Here is a 24,017-nt window from a genome sequence, read left to right as displayed (position 1 = left end):
CGCTGCTACGATCGTTTTCCGGATGCCAGGGACATTTTCAAGGCCATGATGACGCTGCGCCAGGTCGAAGTGATCCGTGCCGTGATGGTGACGGGCACCATCGGCGGTGCGGCGAAGCTGCTCAACGTCTCGGCGCCGGGGATCAGCCGCCTCGTCAAATACACCGAGCGGTCGCTCGGCATCCGCTTCTTCCAGCGCCAGAACGGGCGCTACTTCCCGACGCCGGAAGCCGAGAACATCTTCGAGCAGATCAACGGCGTCTACAAGAAGGTCGACGACCTCTCCGAGATCATTTCCAAGATCGGTCGCGGCGGCCTGTCGGAATTGCGCATCGGCTCGGTGCCGAGCATCTCGCAGGTAATGGTGCCGCGTGCGATCGAGCGCGTCCGCCGCCGCTATCCCGATCTCGGCATCGACATCAACATCCTCAAGCTCGAGGAAGCCATCGACTACCTGATGCTCGGCCGCGGCGAGTGCGTGGCGATGAGCTATCGTCTCGAGCATTCCGGGCTCGACTTCATGCCGCTCGCCTCGGGCGAGCTCTATTGCATCGTGCCGCCCGGCCACGAGCTCTCCGGCCGCAAGCAGGTCTCTGCCGCCGAGATCACGCGCTATCCGCTGATCGGCATCGATCCCAACGACCCTTACGGCCGCATCATGGCCGAGATCTTCGCGCGCCATCGGCTCGACTACAACATCACCATCCGCGCGCGCTTCGGCACCACGGTCTGCGCACTAGTGAAGGCGGGGCTCGGCATCGCCATCATCGACCAGTTCACCGTCGCCCATGGCGGCTATCCCGGCATTGAGCTTTTGAAGATCGCCGAGCCGACGCGGTTCGACACCTACATCGCAGTCAAGCGCGGCACGCCGCTGTCGCTGCATGCCGAGTATTTCATCGAGGCCCTCCGCACCGAGATGCGCGCGGTCGAGCCGTCCCGCGGCAGTGGCAAGACCGCCCCGGCACGTGGGCGGAAGAAATAACATGATGTTAGGTTAGCCGGATAAAAGGGTAATTGTGTTAGGCGGGGGAAAGGCTATCGTCGCAGCTGGAATTGCACGGATGTCCCCGTTAATGGCCGGGGCCGGACGCTCCCTTTGAGACGATAGCGAACCATGTCGAAACGCGGATACGCCGCCAGCAAGAAGCTCCTGACCGGCCTGATCGGCGCGCCGATCGCGCATTCCGCGTCGCCCGCCATGCACGAGCGCGCCGCCGAGGCGCTCGGCCTGCGCGGCCATTACCAGCTCATCGAGGTCGCCGGCGCCGATGCGGCCGGGCTGCGCATGATGCTCGAGGGCGTCCGGCGGCTCGGCTTTGCCGGTGTCAATGTCACCTACCCCTACAAGGAAGCGGTGGTGCCGCTGCTCGACGCACTGGCGCCGGGCGCAGCCAGCATGGGCGCGGTCAACACCGTCGTCGTCAGGGATGGCCGGCTGATCGGCCACAACACCGACACCACGGGTTTCGCGCGGGCGGTGGCGCCGTTGCTGGCGCCCTCCGGCAACGCCGTCGCCGTGATCGGCGCCGGCGGCGTCGGCAAGGCGATCGCGTTTGCGCTGGCGAGCCGAGAGGTGGCCGACATCCGCATTTTCGACAGCGAGCCGGCGCGCGCCGAGAAACTGGCCGCCTTGCTCGCCTCGCGCGGCGCCCGCGTCGCCGCCAGCGTCGAGAACGCGCTCGACGGCGCGACCGGTCTCGTCAACGGCACGCCGGTCGGCATGCTTCCGAACCGTGACACGCCGGTGCCGGTGGGACTGCTCAGGGCGGACCTCTGGGTCGCCGACGCCGTCTATTCGCCGCTGATCACGCCGCTGCTGGCCGCAGCGCGAGAGAAGGGCGCCCGGATCATGACCGGCCGCGAGCTCGCGATCTACCAGGCCGCCGACGCCTTCGAACTGTTCACAGGCCTTGCCCCATCCACCGAGATCATGGGAGAGGCTTTCGACGCCGTGATGGCTGCGCGCGGCGCCGCCTATCAGGCAGCTTGAGGCGAAGCGGCCGGATACAAGGCCGCTTGCAGATTGAAACGGGAGGAGAGGACGATGAAATCAACGCTAGTGGTGGGCGCATTGCTCACGGTCATGACGGCAACGGGCGCCTTTGGCCAGGCGATCAAGCTCGCCAACGTCGCGGAACTCTCGGGCGGCGGCGCCACCGTCGGCACGAACTGGAAGAACGGCATCGACCTCGCGATCGAGGAGATCAACGCCAAGGGCGGCGTGCTCGGCCGCAAGCTCGAGGTCAGCCATGCCGACTCGCAGTCCAACCCCGGCGTGGCGCGCGCCCAGGTGCAGAAGGCGCTCGACGCCGAGCCCTATGTGCTGCTCGGACCCGGCTATTCCGGCTCGGTGAAGGTGACCGCGCCGCTCGCGGCAGAAGCCGGCATCGCGCAGATCATGGGCGGTGAAGCCGCCGAGCTGACGCAAGCCGGAAACAAGTTCCTGTTCCGCACCTCCTTCGGCCAGCAATCCTCGATGCCGAAGGTCGCAAAGTACATCCACGACGAGATGAAGGCGAAGACCGTCGCGGTGGTCTGGGTCAACAACGACTTCGGCCGCGGCGGGCGCGACGTGATGATCAAGGAGCTCGACCGGCTCGGCTCCAAGGTCGTCGCCGATCTCTCCACTGAGGCCGGCCAGGCCGACTTCGCTGCCGACGTCGGCAAGATCAAGGCCGCCAATCCCGATGCCGTGTTCGTCTACCTGAATGAGGAAGAGAGCGCGCGCATCCTGAAAGAGCTGAAGCGCCAGGGCGTCACTGCGCCGCTGATGGGCGAGACCACGCTGATCGGCCAGAAGGTGATCGAGCTCGCCGGCGATGCCGCCAACGGCGCGCGGGGCCATGTCGGCCTCACCACCGACGCACCGGTCGACCTGGTCAAGGCGTTCCGTGAGAAGTTCTCCAAGAAGTACAATTACGTCCCTGACCATAACGGCCTGAAAGGCTACCTCGCCGTCTACATGGTGAAGGCCACCACGGAAAAGATGGGCAAGGTCGATCCGAAGAAGTTCGCCGACACGCTGCACGGCCTCACCATCAAGGCCGCGGACGAGCCGGGCATCCTGATGGACGTCACCTTCAGCGACACCGGCGACATCGACCGCCAAAGCTTCCTGGTCGAGGTGGTCGAAGGCAAGCAGGTGGTGAAGCAGGTGCTGCCGAAAGTGAAGTGAGGCGTGGCCCTTCTCCCTCGCCCCGCTCTTTCCGGGGAGAGATCTTTCGTCTCCCTCTCCCCGCCCTTCGCGGGGAGAGGGCGGGGTGAGGGGCTGCTTCCGCGACGACGGTGACAATCGAGTTCGCGGAGACAGCCCCTCACCCCAACCCTCTCCCCGTAAGAACGGGGAGAGGGGAAGAAAGAGAACGGGGGGAGGGAGACGATGGAGCGGGGATAGGGACACGAGAGGGAACATGTCCAACCTATTCGATCTACTGGTCGCGGGGCTCGCCACCGGCGCCATCTACGCGCTGGTCGCGGTCGGCTTCACGCTGCTGTGGCAGACCTCGCAGACCATCAATTTCGCGCAAGGCGAGTTCGTGATGCTGCCGGCGTTCCTGATGCTGGCCGCGATGCATGTGGGCGCGCCGTTCTGGCTCGCGGTCATCCTCGGCATCCTCCTGTCGATGATCCTGCTCGGCCTCGCCTTCAAGCTGCTGCTGGTTGACCCGATGATGCGCCACGGCGTGCTACCGCTGGCGATCGCGACCATGGCGCTCGCGATCGGCATCAAGGAGGCCGTCAAGCAATTCTTCAGCGCCGAGGCTTCGCCCTTCCCCTCGATCGTGCCGACCGGCGACGTCTCCATCCTCGGTCATGCCGTGTCGCTGCAGAGCATCGGCGTGCTCGCGGTCGCCATCCTCGCCGTTCTCGGCCTGACCACGCTGCTGAACCGTACCTCGCTCGGCCACCAGATGCAGGCGGCGGCGCAGAATCCGACGGTGGCGCGCATCATCGGCGTGCCGGTCGAGCGCATGATCCTCTTGACCTTCCTGATCAACGCGTTCCTGGTGGCGCTGGCCTCGCTGCTGATCACGCCGATCTACCTCGCAAAATTCTCGTCCGGCGAGGTGCTGGGCCAGGCCGCCTTCATTGCCGCGATCGTCGGCGGCTTCAACCAGGTGCGCGGCGCGATCGCCGGCGGCCTGTTGATCGGCGTGCTCGATAATCTCGCGGCCGCCTATGTCTCGACGCAGTATCGCGCCGCCGTGCCGATGATGTTCCTGATCGCCGTCATCCTGTTCCGGCCGCAGGGCTTGCTCGGCCGTGCCGAGGAGCGCACCGTATGAGCGGCTTCGCCAGACCCCTGAAGATCGCGCTCGGCCTTGCCGTGATCGCCGCGCTGATCATCGTCCCCATGAACTTCAACCGCTACGGCCTGTTCATCCTGAGCCAATGGGCCGTGATGAGCATCGCGGCGATGGGGCTCAATCTCACGCTCGGCTATGCCGGCCAGGTCTCGCTGGCCCAAGGCGCCTTCGTCGGCATCGGCGCCTATGCCGCTGCGATCATGACCACACATGGCTGGCCGCTGCCGGCGGCGATCCTGGTAGCGATCGTCTTGAGCTTTGCGATCGGCTGGGTGCTCGGCTATCCCGCGCTGCGCGTGCAGCACCATTATCTCGCTTTCGTCACGCTGGCCTTCTCCACGCTGGCCTTCCTTCTGTTCCGCAACGAGAGCTGGCTGACCGGCGGCATCTACGGCATCTCCAACATTCCGCGTCCCCACATCTTCGGCATCGCGACCAACAAGCCGCTGCCGTTCTACTATGTCTGCCTCGGCTCGCTCGCGATCGTCTCGCTGGCGGTGTGGTGGCTGATCCGTTCGCCGTGGGGCCGTGCCTTCATGGCGTTACGGGAAAATCCGTTGCGCGCGCAATCGCTCGGCATCGATACGCGGCGCTACACGCTGATGGCGTTCGCGATCGGCTCGGCGCTCGGCGGCGTCGCCGGCGCGCTCTACGCGCCGCTGACGCAATATATCGATCCGGTGCCGTTCAACCTATCGCTGTCGCTCGACCTCCTGCTGATGGTGATCGTGGGCGGCGCCGGCTTCTATTTCGGTCCGTTCCTCGGCGCCATGATCGCGGTGCTGCTGCCGGAATGGCTGCGCTTCACGGAAGGCTATTATCTGATGCTCTACGCGGTCGCCGTGATGCTGCTGCTAATCTGGTCGCCGACCGGCATTCTCGGAATCCTCGATCGTTATCTCGCCGAACGCCGCACCAAGGCGGCGTCCGCGCTGCGCGCCGTCGCAAAGTCGCGCCTGGAGACGGTGCAATGAGTGCGGTTCTCGAAGTCACCGACATCAAGAAGAGCTTTGGCGGCATCCACGCTGTCAACGGCGTCTCGTTCGACGTACGCCAGGGCGAGATCCTCGGCCTGATCGGGCCGAACGGCTGCGGCAAGTCCACGCTGTTCAACTGCATCCTCGGCCAGCTCACGCCCACCGACGGCGAGGTCAAGCTCGATGGACAGGTCGTCACGGGCCTGCGCCCCTCCGAGCTCAACAAGCTCGGGGTCAGCCGCACCTTCCAGCTGTTGCAGGTGTTCCCGAAACTCTCGGTGCGCGAGAACCTGATCCTCGCCGGACAGGAGCACCAGGGCAACATGGCCTCGCGCCTGGTCGGCCGCTCCGATGCCGGGCTCACGGAGGCCGCCAACCAGATGATCGGCTTCTTCAAGCTCGACCATCTCGCCGACGAGCCAGCCGGTGGTCTCTCCTACGGTCAGCAGAAACTGCTCGATGCCGCGATGGCGTTCATGGGCGGTCCGCGCCTCGTGCTGCTCGATGAGCCAGCCGGTGGCGTCAACCCGTCGATGCTGGCGGACCTCAAGGAGCGCCTGGTCGCAATCAACCGCGAGAAGAACGCCACCTTCGTCGTGATCGAGCATAACATGGAGTTCGTGATGTCGCTGTGCTCGCGCGTGATGGTGATGGCGGAAGGCAAGGTGCTGGCGATGGGCCGGCCCGACGAGGTCCGCAAGAACCCCGCCGTGATCGAAGCCTATCTCGGACATTAGGAGCGAGCGATGAGCGACCCGATCCTCTCGGTCCACAATCTCGTCGGCGGCTACGGCAAGATGACGATCTTGAACGGCACGACGTTTGCCGTTCCTGCAGCCACGATCACGACGATCATCGGTCCGAACGGCGCCGGCAAGTCGACGGTTTTCAAGGCCATCTTCGGCCTGCTCAAGCTGCGCGAAGGCAAGATCAGCTTCGCGGGCCGCGACGTCACCAATCTGAGCCAGCGCGCGCTGCTCAACGCCGGCATCTGCTACGTGCCGCAGGGTCGCAACATCTTTCCCGAACTGTCGGTGCGCCACAATATCGAGCTCGGCGGCGTTGCTGCCGACAAGGGCCTCGACCTGCCCAAGCGGATCGAGGCGGCGCTCGACCTGTTTCCGGCGTTGCGGCGCAAGTCCGCGCAGCAGGCGTCGACGCTGTCAGGCGGCGAGCAGAAGCAGCTCGAGATCGCCCGCTCGCTGCTACTCGAGCCGAAGCTGGTGCTGGTCGACGAGCCCTCGATCGGCTTGTCACCGCTGATGGTGCAGCAGACCTTCGACATCCTCAAATCGTTGCGCGATCGCGGCGTCACCATCCTGATGATCGAGCAGAACGCGCGCTCGGCGCTGGAGATCTCCGACATCGGCATCGTGCTCGAGCTTGGCCAGACCCGCATGGTCGACGACGCCAGGCGCATCCTGAACGATCCGCGCATCGGGCAGCTCTTCCTCGGTGGCGCCATGGAGGAGAGTGTGGCATGAGCGCGAAGATGCGGATCGCCGTGGCCGGTGCCGGCCTGATCGGGCGTCGCCATATCGAGTTGATCGAGTCCTCCCGGGATTGCGTGCTCGCCGGCATCGCCGACCCTTCGCCCGCCGCGAAGGAATATGCCCTGGCGCACGGCGTGCCCTGCTATGCGGACCATCGTGCCCTGCTGGCAGAAGAGAAGCCCGACGGCCTCATCATTGCCTCGCCCAACACGCTGCATCTGCCGATGGCGCTCGACTGCGCCGAATCCGGCGTGCCGGCTTTGATCGAGAAGCCGGTGACCGAGACGGTTGCGACCGCGCAGCGCCTGTGCGCGGCGGTGAGACGCACCGGCGTGCCGATGCTGGTCGGCCACCACCGGCGGCACAATCCGATCATCAAGTCGGCCCGCGAGACGGTGGCGGGCGGCAAGCTCGGCCAGCTCACGGCCGTGGTCGGGCTGTGGCTCCTCAAGAAGCCCGACGATTATTTCGAGGTCGCCTGGCGGCGCGAAGCAGGCGGCGGGCCGCTGCTCATCAATCTCATCCACGACATCGACAATCTCCGCTTCATCTGCGGCGAGATCGTCGAGGTGCAGGCGCTGACCTCGAACAAGGCGCGCGGCTTCGCGGTCGAGGACACTGCCGCGCTGCTGCTGCGTTTCGCGAGTGGCGCGCTGGGAACGGTGACCGTGTCGGATGCGACGCCGGCGCCGTGGAGCTGGGAGCTCTCCTCGGGCGAGAACCCGGCCTATCCCAAGCAGGACCAGCCCTGCTACATCCTCTCGGGCACCGCGGGTTCGCTCTCCGTGCCCAACATGGAGCTGTGGTCATACGCCCAGCAGCCCGGCTGGTATGCCCCGCTGTCACGGACGACCATCGCGCCGCCCGCGTTCGATCCTCTGGTCGAGCAGCTCCGGCATTTCTGCGCCGTGATCGCCGGCCGCGAACAGCCGCTGATCTCGGTCGAGGACGCGATGGGAACGCTTGCCGTCGTCGAAGCCGTCAGCGAGGCCGCGCGCACGGGGCAAACGATCTCGCCGGGGCAGATCATGGAGCAGGCCGCATGAACCAGCGCTCGATCGCCACCGTCTCCCTCTCCGGCGCCCTTGACGAAAAACTCCGCGCCATTGCCGCCGCGGGATTCGATGCGGTGGAAATCTTCGAGAACGATCTGCTGTCGTTCGGCGCCGGCCCACGCGATATCGCGAAGATGTGCACGGACCTCAATCTCGAGATCTGTGCGTTCCAGCCGTTCCGCGATTTCGAGGGCATGCCGGAGCCGCAGCGCGCGCGCAACTTCGCCCGCGCGGAGCGGAAGTTCGATTTGATGCAGGAGCTCGGCACCGATCTCTTGCTGATCTGCTCCAACGTCTCGCCCGCCTCGCTCGGCGGCATCGACCGCGCTGCCGATGATTTTCGCGAGCTCGGCGAGCGCGCCGCCAAACGCGGCTTGCGCGTCGGCTATGAGGCGCTGGCCTGGGGCCGCCACGTCAACGATTATCGCGACGCCTGGGAGATCGTGCGGCGCGCCGATCATCCCGCGATCGGCGTCATCCTCGACAGCTTCCACGCGCTGGCACCGGGCTTTCCGACCCGCGCCATGGCCTCGATCCCCGGCGACAAGATCTTTCTGGTGCAGCTCGCCGACGCGCCGAGACTCGAGCTGGACATCCTGTCGTGGAGCCGGCACTTCCGCTCCTTCCCCGGCCAGGGCGACCTGCCGGTCGGCGAGTTCATGGCGGCGGTCGCGGCGACCGGCTATGCCGGGCCGCTGTCGCTGGAGATCTTCAACGACCAGTTCCGCGCCGGCTCGGCCGCACAGACTGCGGTCGACGGCCTGCGGTCGCTGATCCTGCTGGAGGACCAGCTCGCACCGGATTGGCCGAATTTCGTCGGTAAGGCGCTGGCCCCGAAGGCGACGAGCCGCGGCGCCGGCTTCATCGAGTTTGCCGTCAACGAGAGCAAGGCCGGCGAGCTTGCCCGTCTGTTCTCACAGATCGGCTTCCGCAAGAGCGGCCAGCACCGCAGCAAGGCGGTGGAGCGCTGGTCGCAGGGCAAGGTCGAGCTCGTCATCAATTGCGAGACCGACGGCTTTGCGCATTCGCACTATGTCACCCACGGGCCCGGCGTCTGCGCCATTGCGCTCGACGTCGACGATGCCGGCCGTGCCATGCGGCGTGCCGAGACGCTGAAGGCGCGCACCTTCTACCAGCCGGTCGGGCCGGGCGAACTCGAGATCCCCGCGATCCACGGCGTCGGCGGCAGCCTGCTCTATTTTCTCGACCAGGCCGGCAAGAACTGGGACACCGATTTCGAGCCTGTTGCAAGCGACGCCAGCGGCGATGCGCTGCTCGCGGTCGATCACATCGCGCAGTCGATGCCCTATGATGAGATGCTGTCCTGGCTCTTGTTCTACACCGGCATTCTCGACCTCAATCGGCTGCCGCAGATGGAGATTGCCGACCCCCGGGGCCTCGTGCAGAGCCAGGCCATCGTCAACGGCGACCAGAGCCTGCGCTTCGTGCTCAACGGCTCCTCCGCCAACCGCACCCTGCCGGCGCGCTTCATCTCCGAGTTCTTCGGCTCGGGCGTGCAGCATGTCGCTTTCGCGTGTCAGGACATTTTTGCGACGGTCGCTGCGATGCGACAGCGCGGCGCGGGCTTCCTGGACATCCCCGACAATTACTACGACGACATCGAAGCCAAATACGATCTTTCGCCCGAACTGATGGCGCAGCTGCGCGCCAACCACATCCTCTACGACCGCGAAGGCGACGGCGAGTTCTTCCAGGTCTACACCCACATCTTCGACGAGCGCTTCTTCTTCGAGATCGTCGAGCGCAGGAATTATCAGGGTTTTGGTGCGGCCAACGCCGGCATCAGGCTCGCAGCGCAAGCGCGCGAGGTGCGCCCCGCAAGCATGCCGCGGGTGTAGGCCCTTCTCCCTCGCGGGCTCTTCGCCTCTCCCCGCCTGCGGGGAGGCCGACGCGCCCCGGGCGATGCGAAGCATCGTCCCGAGCGCGGCGGGTGAGGGGGAGTCTCCGCGAGTCACATATCCGCTGGGACGACGGTCTCTCAACAGGTCATTGCGAGCGCAGCGAAGCAATCCAGAATCCCTCCGCGGAAAGACTCTGGATTGCTTCGCTGCGCTCGCAATGACGGTGTTGGGACTACCGAGGAATTCGAGCAACTCCGTCCTCGGGGAGAGAGCCCCTCACCCCACCCCTCTCCCCGTAAGAACGGGGAGAGGGAGAGGAGAGACCTCACTTCATCTTGCACTTGTCGTGGAAGCGATCCTGGTCGTTCTCGACGATGGTGGCGACGGTCTTCAGGGTGAGCTGGCCTTCGGAATCCTTGACCACGTCCTGCAGGTAGAAGTTCTGGATCGGAATGTGGTTGTTGCCGTACTTGAACGAGCCGCGCACCGATTTGAAGTTCACCTTCTCCATCTCGGCCTTCATCTCGTCCTTCTTGGAGGTGTCGCCCTTCACGGCGACGACGGCGCTGTTGATCAGGTTCGCGGCATCATAGGACTGCGCGCCGTAAAAGGTCGGGCGCAGGCCGGGGTGCTTCTTGCGGTAGTCGGCGACGAAGCGCTTGTTCTGCTCGTTGGGGAGGTCGTTGACCCATTGCTGCGCGCCGGGCACCCCGAGCGCGTTCTCCTTCTGGAGCGGCAGCGAGAGCTCGTCGATGGTGAAGGCGGTGTAGAGCGGCATCGTGCTCTTCAGTCCGGCCTGCGCATATTGGTTCAGGAACTGCACGCCCGCGGCACCCGGGTAGAACACGAAGATCGACTCGGCGCCGGAGGCACGCGCCTTGGAGAGCTCGGCGGAGAAGTCGAGCTGGCTCGGCCACACCGTGTATTCCTCACCCACGACTTGACCCTTGAAGGTGCTCTTGACGCCGGCCAGCATGTCCTTGCCGGCGGCGTAGTTCGGACCGATCAGGAACACCGACTTGACGCCCTTCTGGTTCATATAGGTGCCGACCGCCTGCGGCGTCTGGTCGTTCTGCCACGAGGTCGAGAACACGTAAGGCGAGCACAGCTCGCCCGCGAGCTGCGACGGACCGGCGTTGGCCGAGATCAGGAAGGTTTGCGAGTCCACCGCGGTCTTGAGCGAGGCCAGGAGCACGTTCGACCAGATGTAGCCGACGATGAAATCGACCTTGTCCGACTGCACCAGCTTCTCGGTCTTCTGCTTGCCGACGTCGGGCTTCTGCCCGTCATCCTCGTAGATCACCTCGACCGGCTTGCCAGCCATCTTGCGGCCGAGATGATCGAGCGCGAGCTCGAAGGAATTGCGCATGTCGTTGCCGATCGAGGCGGTCGGGCCACTGAAGGTCGAGACGAAGCCGATCTTGATGGTGTCGCCGGCGAATGCCTGATTTGCCAGCACCAGCGCCGCTGCGCCCGCCAGCCAAAATGCCGTCCTCATAACCACTCCCCTCCTTATTATCGGTCCCCGGAAGCGGGGTGATCGCCGCTCCAGGCCCGTCTCTATTGAACGCAAAATCTGTCGCGCCGCCAATCGCTCAGCGCTCGCCCTGCACCATATTTCGCCTCAATCTGCGATGGCAAGAAATATAATTCTACTCACTTGGACGGAGGCTGCGGCGCTTTTTCGCGCCGGATCGATGCATCCCGTCTATTCGCCCATTGATGACGGCTATTGGACCGCGGCGCCCAATCCGCACTTAAATGAAGGCGAGCAGCAGCGAGATTCGAGGGTTAAATCATGGCCGCAAATCCCCATCGCGTCGTCATCGTCGGTGCCGGCTTCGGCGGGCTGGAGGCGACTTACCGGCTTGCGGGCGCCCCCGTCGAGATCACGCTGATCGACCGCCGCAATCATCATCTGTTCCAGCCGCTGCTCTACCAGGTCGCGACCGCTTCGCTCGCAACCAGCGAGATCGCCTGGCCGATCCGTCATCTCATGCGCGACCGACGCGAGGTGACGACGCTGTTTGCCACCGTGAGCGGCATCGACACGGCTCGTCGCTGCGTGCTGATCGACGACGGCAGCGAAGTGCCCTACGACACGCTGGTGCTGGCCACCGGCGCGCGGCATGCCTATTTCGGCCACGATGAATGGGAGCAGTTCGCGCCCGGCCTGAAGACGCTGGAGGATGCGACCACCTTGCGCCGGCACATCCTCGTGGCGTTCGAGCGCGCCGAGCGCGAGACCGATCCGAAGCGGCGCGCGGCACGGCTGACCTTTGTGATCGTCGGCGCCGGCCCGACCGGCGTCGAGCTCGCCGGCACCATTGCCGAGATGGCGCATCACACCCTGCCCGGCGATTTCCGCAACATCGACACGCACAAGGCCCGCGTCGTGCTGATCGAGGCGGGCCCGCGCGTGCTCGCCGGCTTTCCCGACGAGCTCTCGGCCTACGCCCAGGCCTCGCTGGAAAAGATCGGCGTCGAGGTCGTGCTCGGGCAGGCCGTGACCGAGATCAACCGCGACGGCGTCGTGTTCGGCGGCAAGCTGCTCGAGGCGAAGACACGGATCTGGGCCGCCGGCGTGCGCGCCTCGCCCGCCGCCGAATGGCTGGGCGCAGCGCACGATCGCGCGGGGCGTGTGCTGGTCGAGGCCGACCTCACCATACCAGCCCATCCCGAGATCTTCGCAATCGGCGATACCGTCAGCATCAACGCCTGGGACGGCAAGCCGGTGCCCGGCATCGCGCCGGCCGCCAAGCAGCAGGGCCGCTATGTCGCCGAGACCATAAGAGCGCGCCTGCGCGGTGCTGCGACCGGCCCGTTCCGCTACAAGCACGCCGGCAGCCTTGCCCAGATCGGCAAGCGGCTCGCGGTGATCGATTTCGGCCGCGTCAAGCTGCGCGGCGCCATCGCCTGGTGGATCTGGGGCATCGCCCACATCTACTTCCTGATCGGCCTGCGCCACCGCCTCAGCGTCGCGCTGAGCTGGCTCTGGATCTACGCGCGAGACCAGCGCGCCGCGCGGTTGATCACGCAGGGATCGAGCAAGGTGGTGTAGGAGGCACTGACGCAGCGCGGCCCTCTTACCCTCCCCTGGAGGAAGAGGGTCGGCTCACATGGTGCGCAGCGAAATGTGAGACGGGGTGGGGTGACCAGTCTCTCCTCATCCAACAGTGCCCGAGCGGAGAGATCACCCCACCCCGCTCGCGCTGCGCGCGATCGACCCTCCCCCTCCAGGGGAGGGTGAAGGCAACCGAGCTCGCTGCAACAGCGTTCCCTACTTCACCAGCTCACACCCGCCCTCCGCCAGCGGGCGGAACGCATGGTCGGCCGGAATGGTCGAGACCAGCTTGTAATAGTCGTACGGATATTTCGACTCCTCCGGCTTCTTCACCTCGAACAGATACATCGGATGCACGACGCGACCGTCCTGGCGGATCGCGGTGTCGCCGAACAGCTTGTCCTTGCCCTTGAACTTCTTCATCTCGGGCACGACCTGCTTGGCATTGTCGCTGCCGGTGGCGGCGACGGCGTTGAGATAGGCGAGCGTGGAAGCATAGACGCCGGCCTGGTTGCCGCTCGGCATCTTGCCGTTCATGCCGGGCCGCGCGGCAAAACGCTTGGCGAACGCGCGGGTGTCGTCGTTCATGTCCCAGTAAAAGGCTTCCATGAGCTGGAGGCCCTGCGCGACCTTGATGCCCATGCCGTGGATGTCATTGATGAAGAGCAGGAAGGCGACGAGCTTCTGCCCGCTTTGCTGGATGCCGAACTCGGCGGCCTGCTTCACCGCGTTGATGGTGTCGCCGCCTGCATTGGCAAGTCCAATCACCTGCGCTTTGGAGCTCTGCGCCTGCAGCAGGAAGGAGGCGAAATCGGAGGTGCCGAGCGGATGCTTGGAGGAGCCCAGCACCTTGCCGCCATGTCCCTCGATGTATTTCTGCGCCTCCGCCTCGATGCCCTTGCCGAGCGCGTAATCGACCGTCAGGAAATACCAGTCCTTGCCGCCGCGCGACATCATCGCGGCTGCCGTGGTGTTGCCGGTCGCCCAGGCGTCGTTGACCCATTGGATGGTGTTGGGCGAGCACGCCTTGCCGGTCAGATCCGAGCTCGCCGTCGAGGACGCCAGGAAGGTCATGCGGCTGTCGCGCAGGAGCGCGTTGATCGAGAGCCCGACGGCCGAGTTCGGCACGTCCACGATGGCATCGACACCTTCGACGTCGAGCCATTTGCGCACGATGGCGTTGCCGACATCGGCCTTGTTCTGGTGATCGGCATAGACGATCTCGACCTTGATGCCCTTGCCGCCGCCGTTGAAATCCTCCGCCGCCATGCGCGCGGCTTCGACCGAGCCCATGCCGTTGGTGTCCTGGAAAATGCCGGAGATGTCGTTGAGCACGCGGAGGCGCACGACGTTGTCCGATATTTCCGCGCTCGCCGCGCCGGTCACCAGGCTCGCCGCCAGTGCGAGCGTCCACTTCAGAGCTTTCATGAATTCCCTCCCCTGTTTGGTCGATTGCCGGTCTTTGCCGGCGCGATTGGAAAGTCAGACCTGCCGCTCCGGCAGTCTCAGCACGAGGCCGTCGAGCTCGGGCGTGATCTTGATCTGGCAGGACAGACGGCTGCTCGGCCGCCGCTCGGCGGCGGTGCCATCGAGCAGCGCGTCCTCATCATCCGCCATCTCGGGCAGGCGTGTGAGCCAGCTCTCGTCGACATAGACATGGCAGGTCGCGCACATGGCGTTGCCGCCGCATTCGGCCAAAATGCCGTCGATGCCGTGACGGGTCGCGGCCTGCATGGCGCTCTCGCCGCCTGAAGTCTCGACGCGGTCGGGCCTGCCGTCGGCATGGATAAACATGATGGCGGGCATCGAGACTCCTCGTCAGGCGGGGGTGATGGTGACCGGCAGGCTGTCGAGCCCGCGCAGGGTGTTGTTGAAACGGCGCTTCGGCTCGCCGGTGATCTCGATCTTCGCGATGCGGCGCGCCAGCGCCGTCAGCATCACCTCGCCTTCGAGGCGGGCGACGAGCTGGCCGACGCACATGTGAATGCCGGAGCCGAAGCCGACATGGCCGGAGGTGCGGCGGGTGATGTCGTAGCGGCCGGGCTCGTCCCAGCGCCGCGGATCGCGGTTGGCGGCGGCGAGGAACATCAGCACCTTCTCGCCCTCGCCGATCTTCGCGCCGGACAGCTCGACCTCACGGGTGGTGGTGCGGAAGAAGGTCTGCACCGGGCTTTCGAAACGCACGGCCTCCTCGAAGGCGCCGCGTGCCAGCGTGAGATCCTCGCGCAGGCGCTGCCACTGGTCGGGGAAGCGCGCGAGGCAATAGACCGCAGCACCGATGCCGTTGACGGTGGTATCGAGACCGGCCGACAGCAGCGAGCGCACCAACAGCGGCGCCTCGCTCGCCGTGATGGCGCCTTCGTCGACTTGCGCATGAATGCAGGCGCCGAAGCCGCCGGGCGCGAGGTTCTCGCGCTGGCATTGCTCGGCGACATAGGCCTGGTGCGGCGCCGAGCGCTCGATCGCCTGCTGGCGCAGCTCGTTCGGCGGCCCGAACGCGTTGAACACGACGCTCGCATAGGGAATCAGATGCTCGCGGCCCTCCGGCTTCAGGCCGAGCGCATCGGGGAAAATCGACAGCGGATAAGCCTCGGCAAGGTCGGTGATCGCGTCGAAGCTGCGCTGCTCGAGCAGCGCGTCGACCCGTTCCTCCGCCGCCGCCGCAAAACGGTCGCGCACCTGCTTCATCACCGTCGGCGACAGCACCTTTGACAGAACGGCGCGGGTGCGGGTATGGGCGGGCGGATCGGCCTCCAGGATCAGGCTCGGCGGCCGCCACGGCGTTTCCTTCTTGAAGTCGGAAAGCCCAACGCCGCGGCTGGAGCAGAAGGTGGCGGGATCGTTCAGCACCGCGTGAACCTCGGCATAGCGCGTCACGCCATAGACGTTCCACTTGTCGAGATAGACCACGGGGCCAGCCTCCCGCAGCAGCTCATGCGCAGGATAGGGGTCGGCAAGAAAAGTCATGTCGAAGGGATCGACGTCGAGATGCGGGACGCCCGATCCCGCGGCGCCGGATGCGGTCATGGAAGATCTCCCACATTTTGATCTTGTGAAAGGGTGGCGCATGTCCTTAGGTCTTTGGGCCCGCAGCGAGTCAGAAACCCGATATGCCGCCGTCCTCGACCAGAGCCCGCCAGAAGCCTGCGCCCAATGATGCGGGACCGACGCTCGATCTCGACCGTTACGTCCCGGCGTTCATCACCTTCATCGCCAACAAGCTGTCGAACAGTGCGACCGCGTTCTATCAGCGCGAATTCGGTGTCAACGTCACCGAATGGCGAATCATGTCGCTGCTGGCGATCGAACCCGGCATTCCGGCCTCGCGCATCTGCCACGTCATCGGCTTCGACAAGGGCCCGGTGAGCAGGACCCTTGCTGGCCTGGAAAAGCGTGGGCTGGTGTCGATCCGCACGGACCCGAACGACGGCCGCACCCATTCGATCTCGCTGACCGCCAGGGGCCGCGCCACCCACGACAAGGTGATCGTCGCTGCGTTCGAACGCGAGCGGCGCCTGCTGTCCTGCCTCAGCAAGGACGAGCGCGAGGTGCTGATCGATCTCTTGCGCCGGCTGCACGAAAATCTCGGCGCGGTCACGGACAGCAGCCACAGTTGACCGGCCGCGTCGCGCGCGCATCGCACCGCCGCTGTTGGGCATGCGTCCGCGTTTGCCCGCGGGACCTCTCCTGCCAAGCATTGTTTCCTCCGAGAGCGGACGCGGCAGTTCCTCCACCGTCGTCCTTCTCCGAAACGGTTCGCACAGATTAGTTGCTTAGGCAACAAAATAATCGGCACGATATTGCGACAGTATCGCTGGCGTATCCCACTCGTCATTCCGGAGCGCGCGTAGCGCGAACCCGGAATCCGTCGTGCAACACCCCTACGGTGAAATGGATTCCGGGCTCGCGCCAAGAGGCGCGCCCCGGAATGACAGCGGAATGTGGCGTCGCTGACTCGGCCCTTACAACCCGATCCACTCCCCCGACGCATCATCGTTCAGCCGCGCCACCGCATCGGCGCGGCGCGTCAGCACGGCGCGCTGGTTGATGTAGCCCTTGTCAGTGATCTCGCCGCCGTCGACCGACGGCGGCTCGGCGAGCAGCAAGGCGCGGGTGGCGTGGGCGGAGGAGTTGGCGCTCTGCTGTTTCAGCCTCACCAGCCCCTGTGCGATTGCGCTGCGGACCTTGTCATGCGCCAGCACGTCGTTCACATCGGCCGTCTCGGGCAGCCCCGCGTGAGCGCGGCAGGCTGCGACGTTGGGAAACACGAGGAAACGCACCTCGTCGCCGCCGTGACCGGCGACGACGATGTCCTGCGCCAGCGGCGCCAGCGCGGCGATGCCGGCAACCCGCAATGTGCCGACGCTGACCCAGGTGCCGGAATTGAGCTTGAAGTCTTCGGCAACGCGGCCGTCGAAGAAGAGGCCACGCTCGGGCCGTGCGCTATCAGCAAGCTTCACGGCGTCGCCGATCAGGTAGAAGCCCTCCTCGTCGAACGCCTGCTTCGTCAGCTCCGGCGCCTTCCAATATCCGGGCGTGACGTTGGGGCCGCGCACCCGCACCTCCAGCTTGTCGCCGGAGGTGACGAGCTTCAGCTCGGCGCCGGGAATGGGCACGCCGATATTGCCGGAGCGCTCGGCGAGGAAATGACAGTCGGTGGCGAGCGGTGAGGTTTCCGTCGAGCCCCATGCCGAGACCATCGGCAGCGCGCGGCCGACCGTCTCGAGCGAGAGCTCTCCGAGAGCATCCCAGAGATTCTGCGGCAATGCGGCGCCGGCATAGAACGCGAATTTCACCTCGCCGAAGAAGCGGCGGCGCAATTCCTCGTCGCTTCGCAGTGCCGCGATCAGCATGTCGAAGCCGCGCGGCACGTTGAAATAGACCGTCGGCATCACGCTTCTGAGGTTGGCGAGCGAGGCCGCGAACAGGCCGGGCGCGGGCTTGCCGCCGTCGATGTAGAGCGCGCCGCCGTTGCGCAGCACCAGGTTAAAATTGTGGTTGGCGCCGAAGGTGTGGCTCCAGGGCAGCCAATCGAGAATGACGAGATCGCGGCTCTGTTCGAGGAAGGTCCAGGTCTGTGCCTTGGCCTGCTGGCTCGACGTCAGCATGCGCTGGGTGTTGATGACGGCTTTCGGTGTGCCCGTCGATCCCGAGGTGAACAGGAATTTTGCGATCGTGTCCGGCGTCACCGCGGCGAAGGCCTTTGCGACGTCGGGCGTCTCGGGCGTTGCCGCAATGGCGCGGAACGCGAGCGCGTCGTCATCGGCGTTGCCGCTGATGATCTGTGCGTTGTGCAGCGGCTTGATTGCGGCCAGCGCTGGTGCGAACGGCTGGAGCGCAGAGACGTAGATCGCGCCGGGGTTGAGAAGCGCAATCATGCTCTTGAGCTTGTCGAAGTCCTTCGACATCAGCGAATAGGCCGGCGAGATCGCCGCCGAGGGTACGCCGACATGCTGGGCGGCGAGCGCGAGCAGCGCATGATCGACGCTGTTGTCGGAGAGGATCGCCACGGGGCGATCCGCGCTGAGCCCTTGCGCCAGGATCCAGGACGCGGCGGCGCGCACCTTCCGCAGCGCCTGCGCATAGGTGACAGTGGTCCAGGGCATTTCGACATTGCCTCGCTCGGCGAGGAAGATCGCATCCGGCCTTTGCTGCGCCCATTGCTCCAGCCAATCGCCGGTGCAGCGCGCAAACTCGCCGAGCGGCTCGGGCGAGCGCAGAACGATGCTGCCGTCGGGCCGATGCTCTGCGACGGTCCTCGGCGTTGCGAACAGGCCCGCAACGTCACCATGTGAGGCGACTGTCATGTGTTTCCTCCTCCACCCCGGTTACAGGATCGGCCGCAGCCTCGTTCCGGGCTGCTTTGGCCATAATGTTGGGCGCGGCAATTGTTGTCGTCAACAACAATCTTTCGTTCCGCGGCCTGGGGCGCTAGGATCGCGCGCGACAGGAGACGCAGACGTGACCGCCACAGCCCGGGCCGACAGCCGCCAATCCCCACGCAAGCGCGCCGGCAACGGCGCGGCACCACGCGATGTCGCCGACGACGTCGGCCTCGACGCGTTGGTCGGCCACGCCGGCTATGCGGTGCGGCGCTTCCAGATCTGGATCTTTCAGGACTTCATCAAGACGCTCGGCGAGGTCGATATCAGGCCGACGCAATATTCGGTGCTGACCGTGATCGGCGCCAATCCGGGCCTGTCGCAGATGGCGGTGGCAAAACGCCTCGGCATCGAGCGCGCCCGACTGGTGCACCTGCTCGACAGCCTCGAAAAGCGTAAGCTGGTGAAGCGGATCAAGTCGAAGGAGGACCGGCGCTCGCATGCGCTGCACCTCACCGCGCAGGGCGAGACGGCGCTGACGAAATTCAAGCGGCTCGCAGCCGAGCACGAGCGGCACGTCGAGGCGAAGATCGGCAAGGAGAACCGGGCACACCTGCTCCGGATCCTCTCCGGCTTCACCTGATCTCGGCTGCCCATGATTTAGGCAGATAGGTCGCCGAAGCGACCGGCCGAGCGCCGGCCGAAATATCTCCCAAGCCACTGATCGCACGATAATATCCGGCACGGTCATCCTGCCCGGATTCTGTACACAATGGCACATCGCTTGCTTCACTCTGGGCGAAGACGAATTGCCGGAGTTTTGCCGCCATGGGGGCCGAGCAGCCTGAAACGATCGCCGCGATTGTGGCCGCGCACCGCGCGGGCACACTGACGCCGGCGGAGACGGTCGCGCGAACCTATCGGCGCATCCGCGAATACGACGATCCTGCCGTGTTCATCAGCCTGCGCGACGAGAAGGACGCGATCGCGGAGGCGGAGAAGCTCGCGGCCCGTGTGGATGCGGTAAGCCTGCCGCTTTACGGCGTGCCGGTCGCAGTGAAGGACAATATCGACGCGCTGGGATTTCCCACCAGCGCGGCCTGCCCGGCTTTCTCCTACACGCCCACGCACGACTCGACCGCCGTCGCGCGCCTGCGCGCGGCCGGGGCTATCATCATCGGCAAGACCAATCTCGACCAGTTCGCGACCGGCCTCGTCGGCGTCCGTTCGCCCTACGGCATCCCTAAGAATTCGATTCGCGAGGATCTCATTCCCGGGGGCTCCAGCTCGGGCTCGGCCACCGCGGTCGGCGCCGGCCTCGTACCGCTGTCGCTCGGCACGGACACGGCCGGCTCGGGCCGCGTGCCGGCGATGCTCAACAACATCGTCGGGCTGAAGCCGAGCCTCGGCATGATCTCGACCGCAGGCCTGGTACCGGCCTGCCGCACGCTCGACTGCATCTCGGTGTTCGCACTCACGGTGGACGATGCCGCGCTCGCCCTGTCGGTGGTCGCCGGCCCCGACCAGGCCGATCCATTCTCGCGCGACCGGCCGCTCGGCGCGATCACGCCGATGCCGGCAAACCTGCGCCTCGGCGTGCCGCGCAATGGTCAGCTGATCTTCTTCGGCGACAAGAAAGCGGAAGCCGCCTACAACGATGCGCTGAAGCGCTGGACCGCGCTTGGGGCGACGCTGGTCGAGTTCGACCTCGAGCCGTTCTACGAGACGGCGCGGCTGCTCTATGAGGGTCCCTGGGTCGCCGAGCGTTACCTCGTGATCAAGAACCTGCTGGCGTCCGCGCCTGATGCGATTCACCCTGTGACGCGGGAGATCACCGCGGGAGGTGCGCGGCTCACGGCGGCGGAAACGTTCTCGGCGCTCTATCGCCTGCAGGGCCTGCGCAAGATCGCCGAGCGAACATTCGCCAACATCGACGCGCTGGTGCTGCCGACCGCGCCGACCGTCTACACGACGGAGCAGGTGCTCGCCAACCCGATCGAGCTCAACAGCAGGCTCGGCACCTACACCAACTTCGTCAACCTGCTCGACCTCTGCGGTCTCGCCGTGCCGGCTTCGATGCGCAGCGACGGCATTCCATTCGGCATCACGCTGCTGGCACCCGCAGGGCGCGATGCGATGCTCGCCAGCATCGGCCGGGTGTTCCATGCCGATATCAAACTGACGCTCGGTGCAAAGGGCGTGGCGCAGGCCCCGCTCGCGCCACTGCCCGCAAGCAATGACGATGAAATCCCGCTTGCGGTGGTCGGCGCGCATCTCACTGGCATGGCGCTGAACGGGGAATTGACCGCGCTGAACGCGCGCCTGATCGAAGTCACCAGGACGGCCGCCGACTACAAGCTGTATGCGCTTCAGACCACGCCGCCGAAGCCGGGCATGCTGCGCGTCGAGGCCGGCACGGGCGCTTCGATCGAGCTGGAGATCTGGTCGTTGTCGTCGTCGGCCTTCGGCAAGTTCGTCAACGCGATCCCCGCGCCGATGGCGATCGGCACGATCACGCTCGCGGACGGGCGCAGCGTGAAGGGATTCCTCGTCGAGCCGGAGGTGCTGGCCGAAGCGCGCGATATCACCGCCTATGGCGGCTGGCGCGCGTATATGAAGGAAGCTGCGGCAAAGCAGGCCTCGTAGGGTGGAAGGTGCGCTCTTCGCGTGACGTGCCCACCATCACCATAAGGTGGGCACGCTTCGCTTTGCCCACCCTACAGCACCTAGCGCGTCGCCCTAAACCGACACCGCGTAGATTTCGTACTCCCCGCGCACCAGCTCGATATGCGCGCGCATGGCGGCGGCGGCGCCCTGTTTGTCGCCGCGCATGATGGCGACGACGACGCGGTCGTGTTCGGCCTGCGACTTGGCGAGGCGGCCGAGGTTGCGGAATTGGGCGCGGCGGAACGGCTGCACGCGGACGCGGGTCGCGAGCGTGATCTCGGCGATGTAGCCGTTCTGCGAACCGGCATAGATCGCGTTGTGAAAGCGCTCGTTGACCTCGTGGAAGCGCTCGGGATTGCCGGCATAGCTCAGCACCCGCAGCTCCTCATGGATGGCCTCCAGGCCATGACGCTCTGCCGCCGACATGCGTTCGGCGGCAAGGCCCGCGCACAAGGCCTCGAGCTCCGCCATCGCCTCGAACATGCCTTTCAGTCGCTCGATCGATGGCTGCGCCACCACGGCGCCGCGATGCGGCCGCGCCTCGACGAGGCCGCTCGCCACCAGCTGGCGCAATGCCTCGCGCACCGGCGTGCGCGAGACGTTGAAGCGCCTTGCGATGTCGGTCTCGTCCAGGGGCGAGCCCGGCGCCAGCGTTCCCCGCACGATCTCGTCGGCAAGCTGCAGTCGCAGCTCCTCGGCGCGCGTGACCTTCAGCAGCGACGGCGATGGACGGTCGACGCGCGGCACCACCGGCTCGGCCGGCAATGCGCCCTGCGGAAGATCATCAAGCGTCATACGGTCTCTTTCGGCTCGTCGATGATGCTGACATGAGCGGCGACGACGCGCCAGCCCTCCGGGAAACGTATCCACGTCTGCATCTGCCGGCCGACCTTGCCGGGGGCCGTATCGCGATAGAACAAGGTGGACGCCACCGCCGTGTCGCGGCCGTAAGCCGTGATCACGGTCTTGGCGGTGCGGCGGTTCAGCCCGACCGGCGAGCGCGCGGCGCGGAAGCCGGAGATCGCCTCGTAGCCATAGAGGTTCTCGCCGATGCCGTAGCGCAAGGTGCGCGGATCGTTGCGGAACAGCTCACCGAGCACGGCGACGTCGTTGCTGACGAGGGCCTGCTCGTAGCGCTCGAACGCGGCCTTGACTTCCGCGATCACGTCGGGGAGATCGATCTCCATCTTAGAATCCTCTCGGCGCGGGCGCCGCGACGGCGCCCATCTTCTCCAATGCGTGCGCAACGCGCAGCGCGATGTCCTCGCGCCAGGGCGCGCAAATGATCTGCACGCCGATCGGCAGCGGCTCCAGCGGCACCGGAACCGCGACCACCGGCAGGCCGATGAAGGAAATCGGCTGGGTGTGGATGCCGATATTGGCGCGCACCGGCAGCTCGACGCCGTCGAGATTGAAATTGACCTGGCCGAGCTTCGGCGCGGTGCAGGGCGTCGCTGGCGCCAGCAGCACGTCGACGGATCGAAAGATCTCGGCGAGCTGTGCGCGATACCAGCGGCGGAATTTTTGTGCGCGGTCGACCAGCGGCGCAGGGACCATGGCGCCCGCGATCAGCCGGTCGCGCACGGCCGGGTCGAAATCGCCAGGGCGCTTGCGTAGGCGATCGAGATGGAGCGAGGCGCCCTCCGTGGTGGTGATGACGTAAGCCGCCGCGCGGGCGCGCGATGCTTCGGGAACGTCGACCACCTGCGTTGCGCCCAGCGCCTTGGCGACGCGGCTGACGGCTTCGACCGCTTCCGGAAACACATTCTTCTGGAAGTGCCCGCCGGCAATCGCAACGCGCAGACCGGAAATGGACTCATCGAGCAGCGGCGTGACCGGCTCCAACCCGCGCGTGGTGCAGGCGCCGTCGTCTGCGTCCGGACCCTGCATCGCGTCATAGGCGAGCGCGAGGTCGGCGACGGAGCGCGCGAACGGGCCGAGATGGTCGAGGCTCGCCACGAACGGGAACGAACGCGCGCGTGACAGCCGGCCATAGGTCGGCTTCAGGCCGAAGATGCCGCAGAAGGACGACGGCACGCGGATCGAGCCATTGGTGTCGGAGCCGAGCGCGATCGGCACCAGCGCGCCGCCGACGGCGCTGCCCGAGCCGCCGGAGGAGCCGCCGCTCATCCGCGTGGTGTCGTGCGGATTGCGCGAGGGGCTGTCATGGATGTTCTCGCCCGTGAAATCGTAGGCGTATTCGCCCATGTTGAGCGCGCCGACGAGAACGGCACCGGCCGCTTCCATCCGCTCGATCAGCGTCGCGTCGCGCTTGGCGGGCGCGAGATCGCGGTTGATCTTCGAGCCGGCGCGCGTTGGCAGGCCCGCAACATCGAACAGGTTCTTGACGGCGAAGGGCACGCCGGCGAGCGGACCGACTTTCCTGCCTGCAGCGATGTCGGCATCGATCGCGCGCGCTTTGGCGCGGGCGCGTTCGGCGGTGACGTCGGTGAAGGAATTGAGGATGCGGTCATGCTGCTCGATGCGCGCGAGCACAGCTTCGGTGGCATCGAGCGCGGACATCTTGCGCCCCGCAACCGCACTCGCGATCTCGGAGGCCGTCATCTCTGGTTTGGCCGACATGGTTTCAGGCCGTGAAGATCGGCGCCGGCTCGGTCTCGTCCGGCAGCGCGAATTCGTCGACCATGCGGCCAAGCCGCAGCGAGACTTCGAGATTGGCGCGCACGGCAGGCCGCCAGGCCTCCTCGAGCGGCAGTGCCAGCGCCTTCGATACGGCGTCGATATAGTCGTCCAGGGGTTCGGCCATC

Annotated in this window: 22 protein-coding genes; 13 read left to right on the top strand and 9 right to left on the bottom strand. The window is 66.0% G+C overall.

Annotated features, from left to right (window positions below; all coding sequences use genetic code 11):
- The first annotated feature begins 45 nt into the window (after window positions 1–45).
- The 9 genes from HZZ16_RS14500 (at window position 46) to HZZ16_RS14460 (ending at window position 9,693) form a co-directional block, all read left to right on the top strand.
- Window positions 46–984 (top strand): LysR family transcriptional regulator, encoded by a 939-nt coding sequence (locus HZZ16_RS14500; protein WP_197949119.1) that lies wholly within the window; start codon window positions 46–48, stop codon window positions 982–984.
- A gap of 132 nt (window positions 985–1,116) precedes the next feature.
- A complete protein-coding gene (locus HZZ16_RS14495; RefSeq protein WP_197949118.1) occupies window positions 1,117–1,992 on the top strand; it encodes a shikimate dehydrogenase in 876 nt (291 codons plus the stop codon).
- Window positions 1,993–2,046: 54 nt separating this feature from the next.
- Complete coding sequence (locus HZZ16_RS14490; protein ID WP_197949117.1) at window positions 2,047–3,177, top strand: ABC transporter substrate-binding protein; 1,131 nt, start codon at window positions 2,047–2,049, stop codon at window positions 3,175–3,177.
- 235 nt (window positions 3,178–3,412) lie between these two features.
- Window positions 3,413–4,288 carry a branched-chain amino acid ABC transporter permease gene (locus HZZ16_RS14485; RefSeq protein ID WP_197949116.1) on the top strand — a complete coding sequence of 292 codons (876 nt, stop codon included), beginning with the start codon at window positions 3,413–3,415 and terminating at the stop codon, window positions 4,286–4,288.
- Entirely contained in the window at window positions 4,285–5,283 is a 999-nt protein-coding gene (locus HZZ16_RS14480) for a branched-chain amino acid ABC transporter permease (RefSeq protein WP_197949115.1), read from the top strand. Before HZZ16_RS14485 ends, HZZ16_RS14480 begins: the two co-directional genes overlap by 4 nt.
- Window positions 5,280–6,023 (top strand): ABC transporter ATP-binding protein, encoded by a 744-nt coding sequence (locus HZZ16_RS14475; RefSeq protein ID WP_197949114.1) that lies wholly within the window; start codon window positions 5,280–5,282, stop codon window positions 6,021–6,023. Before HZZ16_RS14480 ends, HZZ16_RS14475 begins: the two co-directional genes overlap by 4 nt.
- Before the next feature lie 9 nt (window positions 6,024–6,032).
- Window positions 6,033–6,770 carry an ABC transporter ATP-binding protein gene (locus HZZ16_RS14470; protein ID WP_197949113.1) on the top strand — a complete coding sequence of 246 codons (738 nt, stop codon included), beginning with the start codon at window positions 6,033–6,035 and terminating at the stop codon, window positions 6,768–6,770.
- Complete coding sequence (locus tag HZZ16_RS14465; protein WP_197949112.1) at window positions 6,767–7,825, top strand: Gfo/Idh/MocA family protein; 1,059 nt, start codon at window positions 6,767–6,769, stop codon at window positions 7,823–7,825. Before HZZ16_RS14470 ends, HZZ16_RS14465 begins: the two co-directional genes overlap by 4 nt.
- Window positions 7,822–9,693, top strand: coding sequence for a bifunctional sugar phosphate isomerase/epimerase/4-hydroxyphenylpyruvate dioxygenase family protein (locus HZZ16_RS14460; RefSeq protein ID WP_197949111.1), 1,872 nt, complete (start codon window positions 7,822–7,824; stop codon window positions 9,691–9,693). Before HZZ16_RS14465 ends, HZZ16_RS14460 begins: the two co-directional genes overlap by 4 nt.
- 328 nt (window positions 9,694–10,021) lie before the next feature.
- Here the strand turns inward: HZZ16_RS14460 and HZZ16_RS14455 are convergent, their stop codons facing one another.
- Window positions 10,022–11,194, bottom strand: coding sequence for an ABC transporter substrate-binding protein (locus tag HZZ16_RS14455; protein ID WP_197949110.1), 1,173 nt, complete (start codon window positions 11,192–11,194; stop codon window positions 10,022–10,024).
- Window positions 11,195–11,494: 300 nt separating this feature from the next.
- Here HZZ16_RS14455 and HZZ16_RS14450 point away from each other — a divergent pair, with 300 nt between their 5' ends.
- Entirely contained in the window at window positions 11,495–12,757 is a 1,263-nt protein-coding gene (locus HZZ16_RS14450) for an NAD(P)/FAD-dependent oxidoreductase (RefSeq protein WP_197949109.1), read from the top strand.
- Between the two features lie 219 nt (window positions 12,758–12,976).
- Here the strand turns inward: HZZ16_RS14450 and HZZ16_RS14445 are convergent, their stop codons facing one another.
- The 3 genes from HZZ16_RS14445 to HZZ16_RS14435 are packed head-to-tail and all read right to left on the bottom strand — an operon-like array spanning window position 12,977 to window position 15,787.
- Complete coding sequence (locus tag HZZ16_RS14445; protein ID WP_197949108.1) at window positions 12,977–14,188, bottom strand: ABC transporter substrate-binding protein; 1,212 nt, start codon at window positions 14,186–14,188, stop codon at window positions 12,977–12,979.
- A gap of 54 nt (window positions 14,189–14,242) precedes the next feature.
- Window positions 14,243–14,566 carry a 2Fe-2S iron-sulfur cluster-binding protein gene (locus HZZ16_RS14440; protein WP_197949107.1) on the bottom strand — a complete coding sequence of 108 codons (324 nt, stop codon included), beginning with the start codon at window positions 14,564–14,566 and terminating at the stop codon, window positions 14,243–14,245.
- A gap of 12 nt (window positions 14,567–14,578) precedes the next feature.
- On the bottom strand, window positions 14,579–15,787 hold the full coding sequence (locus HZZ16_RS14435) for a cytochrome P450 (protein ID WP_197949106.1): 1,209 nt from the start codon (window positions 15,785–15,787) through the stop codon (window positions 14,579–14,581).
- 83 nt (window positions 15,788–15,870) lie between these two features.
- On the opposite strand from HZZ16_RS14435, the gene HZZ16_RS14430 reads away from it, so the two are divergent.
- A complete protein-coding gene (locus tag HZZ16_RS14430) occupies window positions 15,871–16,377 on the top strand; it encodes a MarR family winged helix-turn-helix transcriptional regulator (protein WP_197949105.1) in 507 nt (168 codons plus the stop codon).
- Between the two features lie 345 nt (window positions 16,378–16,722).
- Here the strand turns inward: HZZ16_RS14430 and HZZ16_RS14425 are convergent, their stop codons facing one another.
- Complete coding sequence (locus HZZ16_RS14425; protein WP_197949104.1) at window positions 16,723–18,567, bottom strand: feruloyl-CoA synthase; 1,845 nt, start codon at window positions 18,565–18,567, stop codon at window positions 16,723–16,725.
- Window positions 18,568–18,721: 154 nt separating this feature from the next.
- On the opposite strand from HZZ16_RS14425, the gene HZZ16_RS14420 reads away from it, so the two are divergent.
- Both HZZ16_RS14420 and atzF read left to right on the top strand, forming a co-directional pair.
- Complete coding sequence (locus tag HZZ16_RS14420; RefSeq protein WP_197949103.1) at window positions 18,722–19,225, top strand: MarR family winged helix-turn-helix transcriptional regulator; 504 nt, start codon at window positions 18,722–18,724, stop codon at window positions 19,223–19,225.
- A gap of 185 nt (window positions 19,226–19,410) precedes the next feature.
- Window positions 19,411–21,228, top strand: a complete 1,818-nt coding sequence (gene atzF, locus HZZ16_RS14415) for an allophanate hydrolase (RefSeq protein WP_197949102.1) — start codon at window positions 19,411–19,413, stop codon at window positions 21,226–21,228.
- Window positions 21,229–21,321: 93 nt separating this feature from the next.
- Here atzF and HZZ16_RS14410 read toward each other — a convergent pair whose 3' ends face one another.
- From HZZ16_RS14410 to HZZ16_RS14395, 4 genes are read right to left on the bottom strand one after another with little or no spacing between them, the layout of a single operon-like run.
- Window positions 21,322–22,044, bottom strand: coding sequence for a GntR family transcriptional regulator (locus HZZ16_RS14410; protein WP_197949101.1), 723 nt, complete (start codon window positions 22,042–22,044; stop codon window positions 21,322–21,324).
- Window positions 22,041–22,436 carry an oxalurate catabolism protein HpxZ gene (gene hpxZ / locus HZZ16_RS14405; protein WP_197949100.1) on the bottom strand — a complete coding sequence of 132 codons (396 nt, stop codon included), beginning with the start codon at window positions 22,434–22,436 and terminating at the stop codon, window positions 22,041–22,043. Before hpxZ ends, HZZ16_RS14410 begins: the two co-directional genes overlap by 4 nt.
- Before the next feature lies 1 nt (window position 22,437).
- The gene (locus tag HZZ16_RS14400) at window positions 22,438–23,832 is read right to left on the bottom strand and encodes an AtzE family amidohydrolase (RefSeq protein WP_197949099.1); all 1,395 of its coding nucleotides are present in this window, start codon (window positions 23,830–23,832) and stop codon (window positions 22,438–22,440) included.
- Between the two features lie 4 nt (window positions 23,833–23,836).
- Window positions 23,837–24,016, bottom strand: a complete 180-nt coding sequence (locus tag HZZ16_RS14395; protein ID WP_197949098.1) for a DUF4089 domain-containing protein — start codon at window positions 24,014–24,016, stop codon at window positions 23,837–23,839.
- Between the last annotated feature and the right edge of the window lies 1 nt (window position 24,017).

This window comes from Bradyrhizobium glycinis (genome assembly GCF_016031655.1).
Taxonomy (GTDB): domain Bacteria; phylum Pseudomonadota; class Alphaproteobacteria; order Rhizobiales; family Xanthobacteraceae; genus Bradyrhizobium; species Bradyrhizobium glycinis.
The sequence above is the reverse complement of the archived record's forward strand: the minus strand, read 5'-3'. Positions and strand labels throughout refer to the sequence as shown.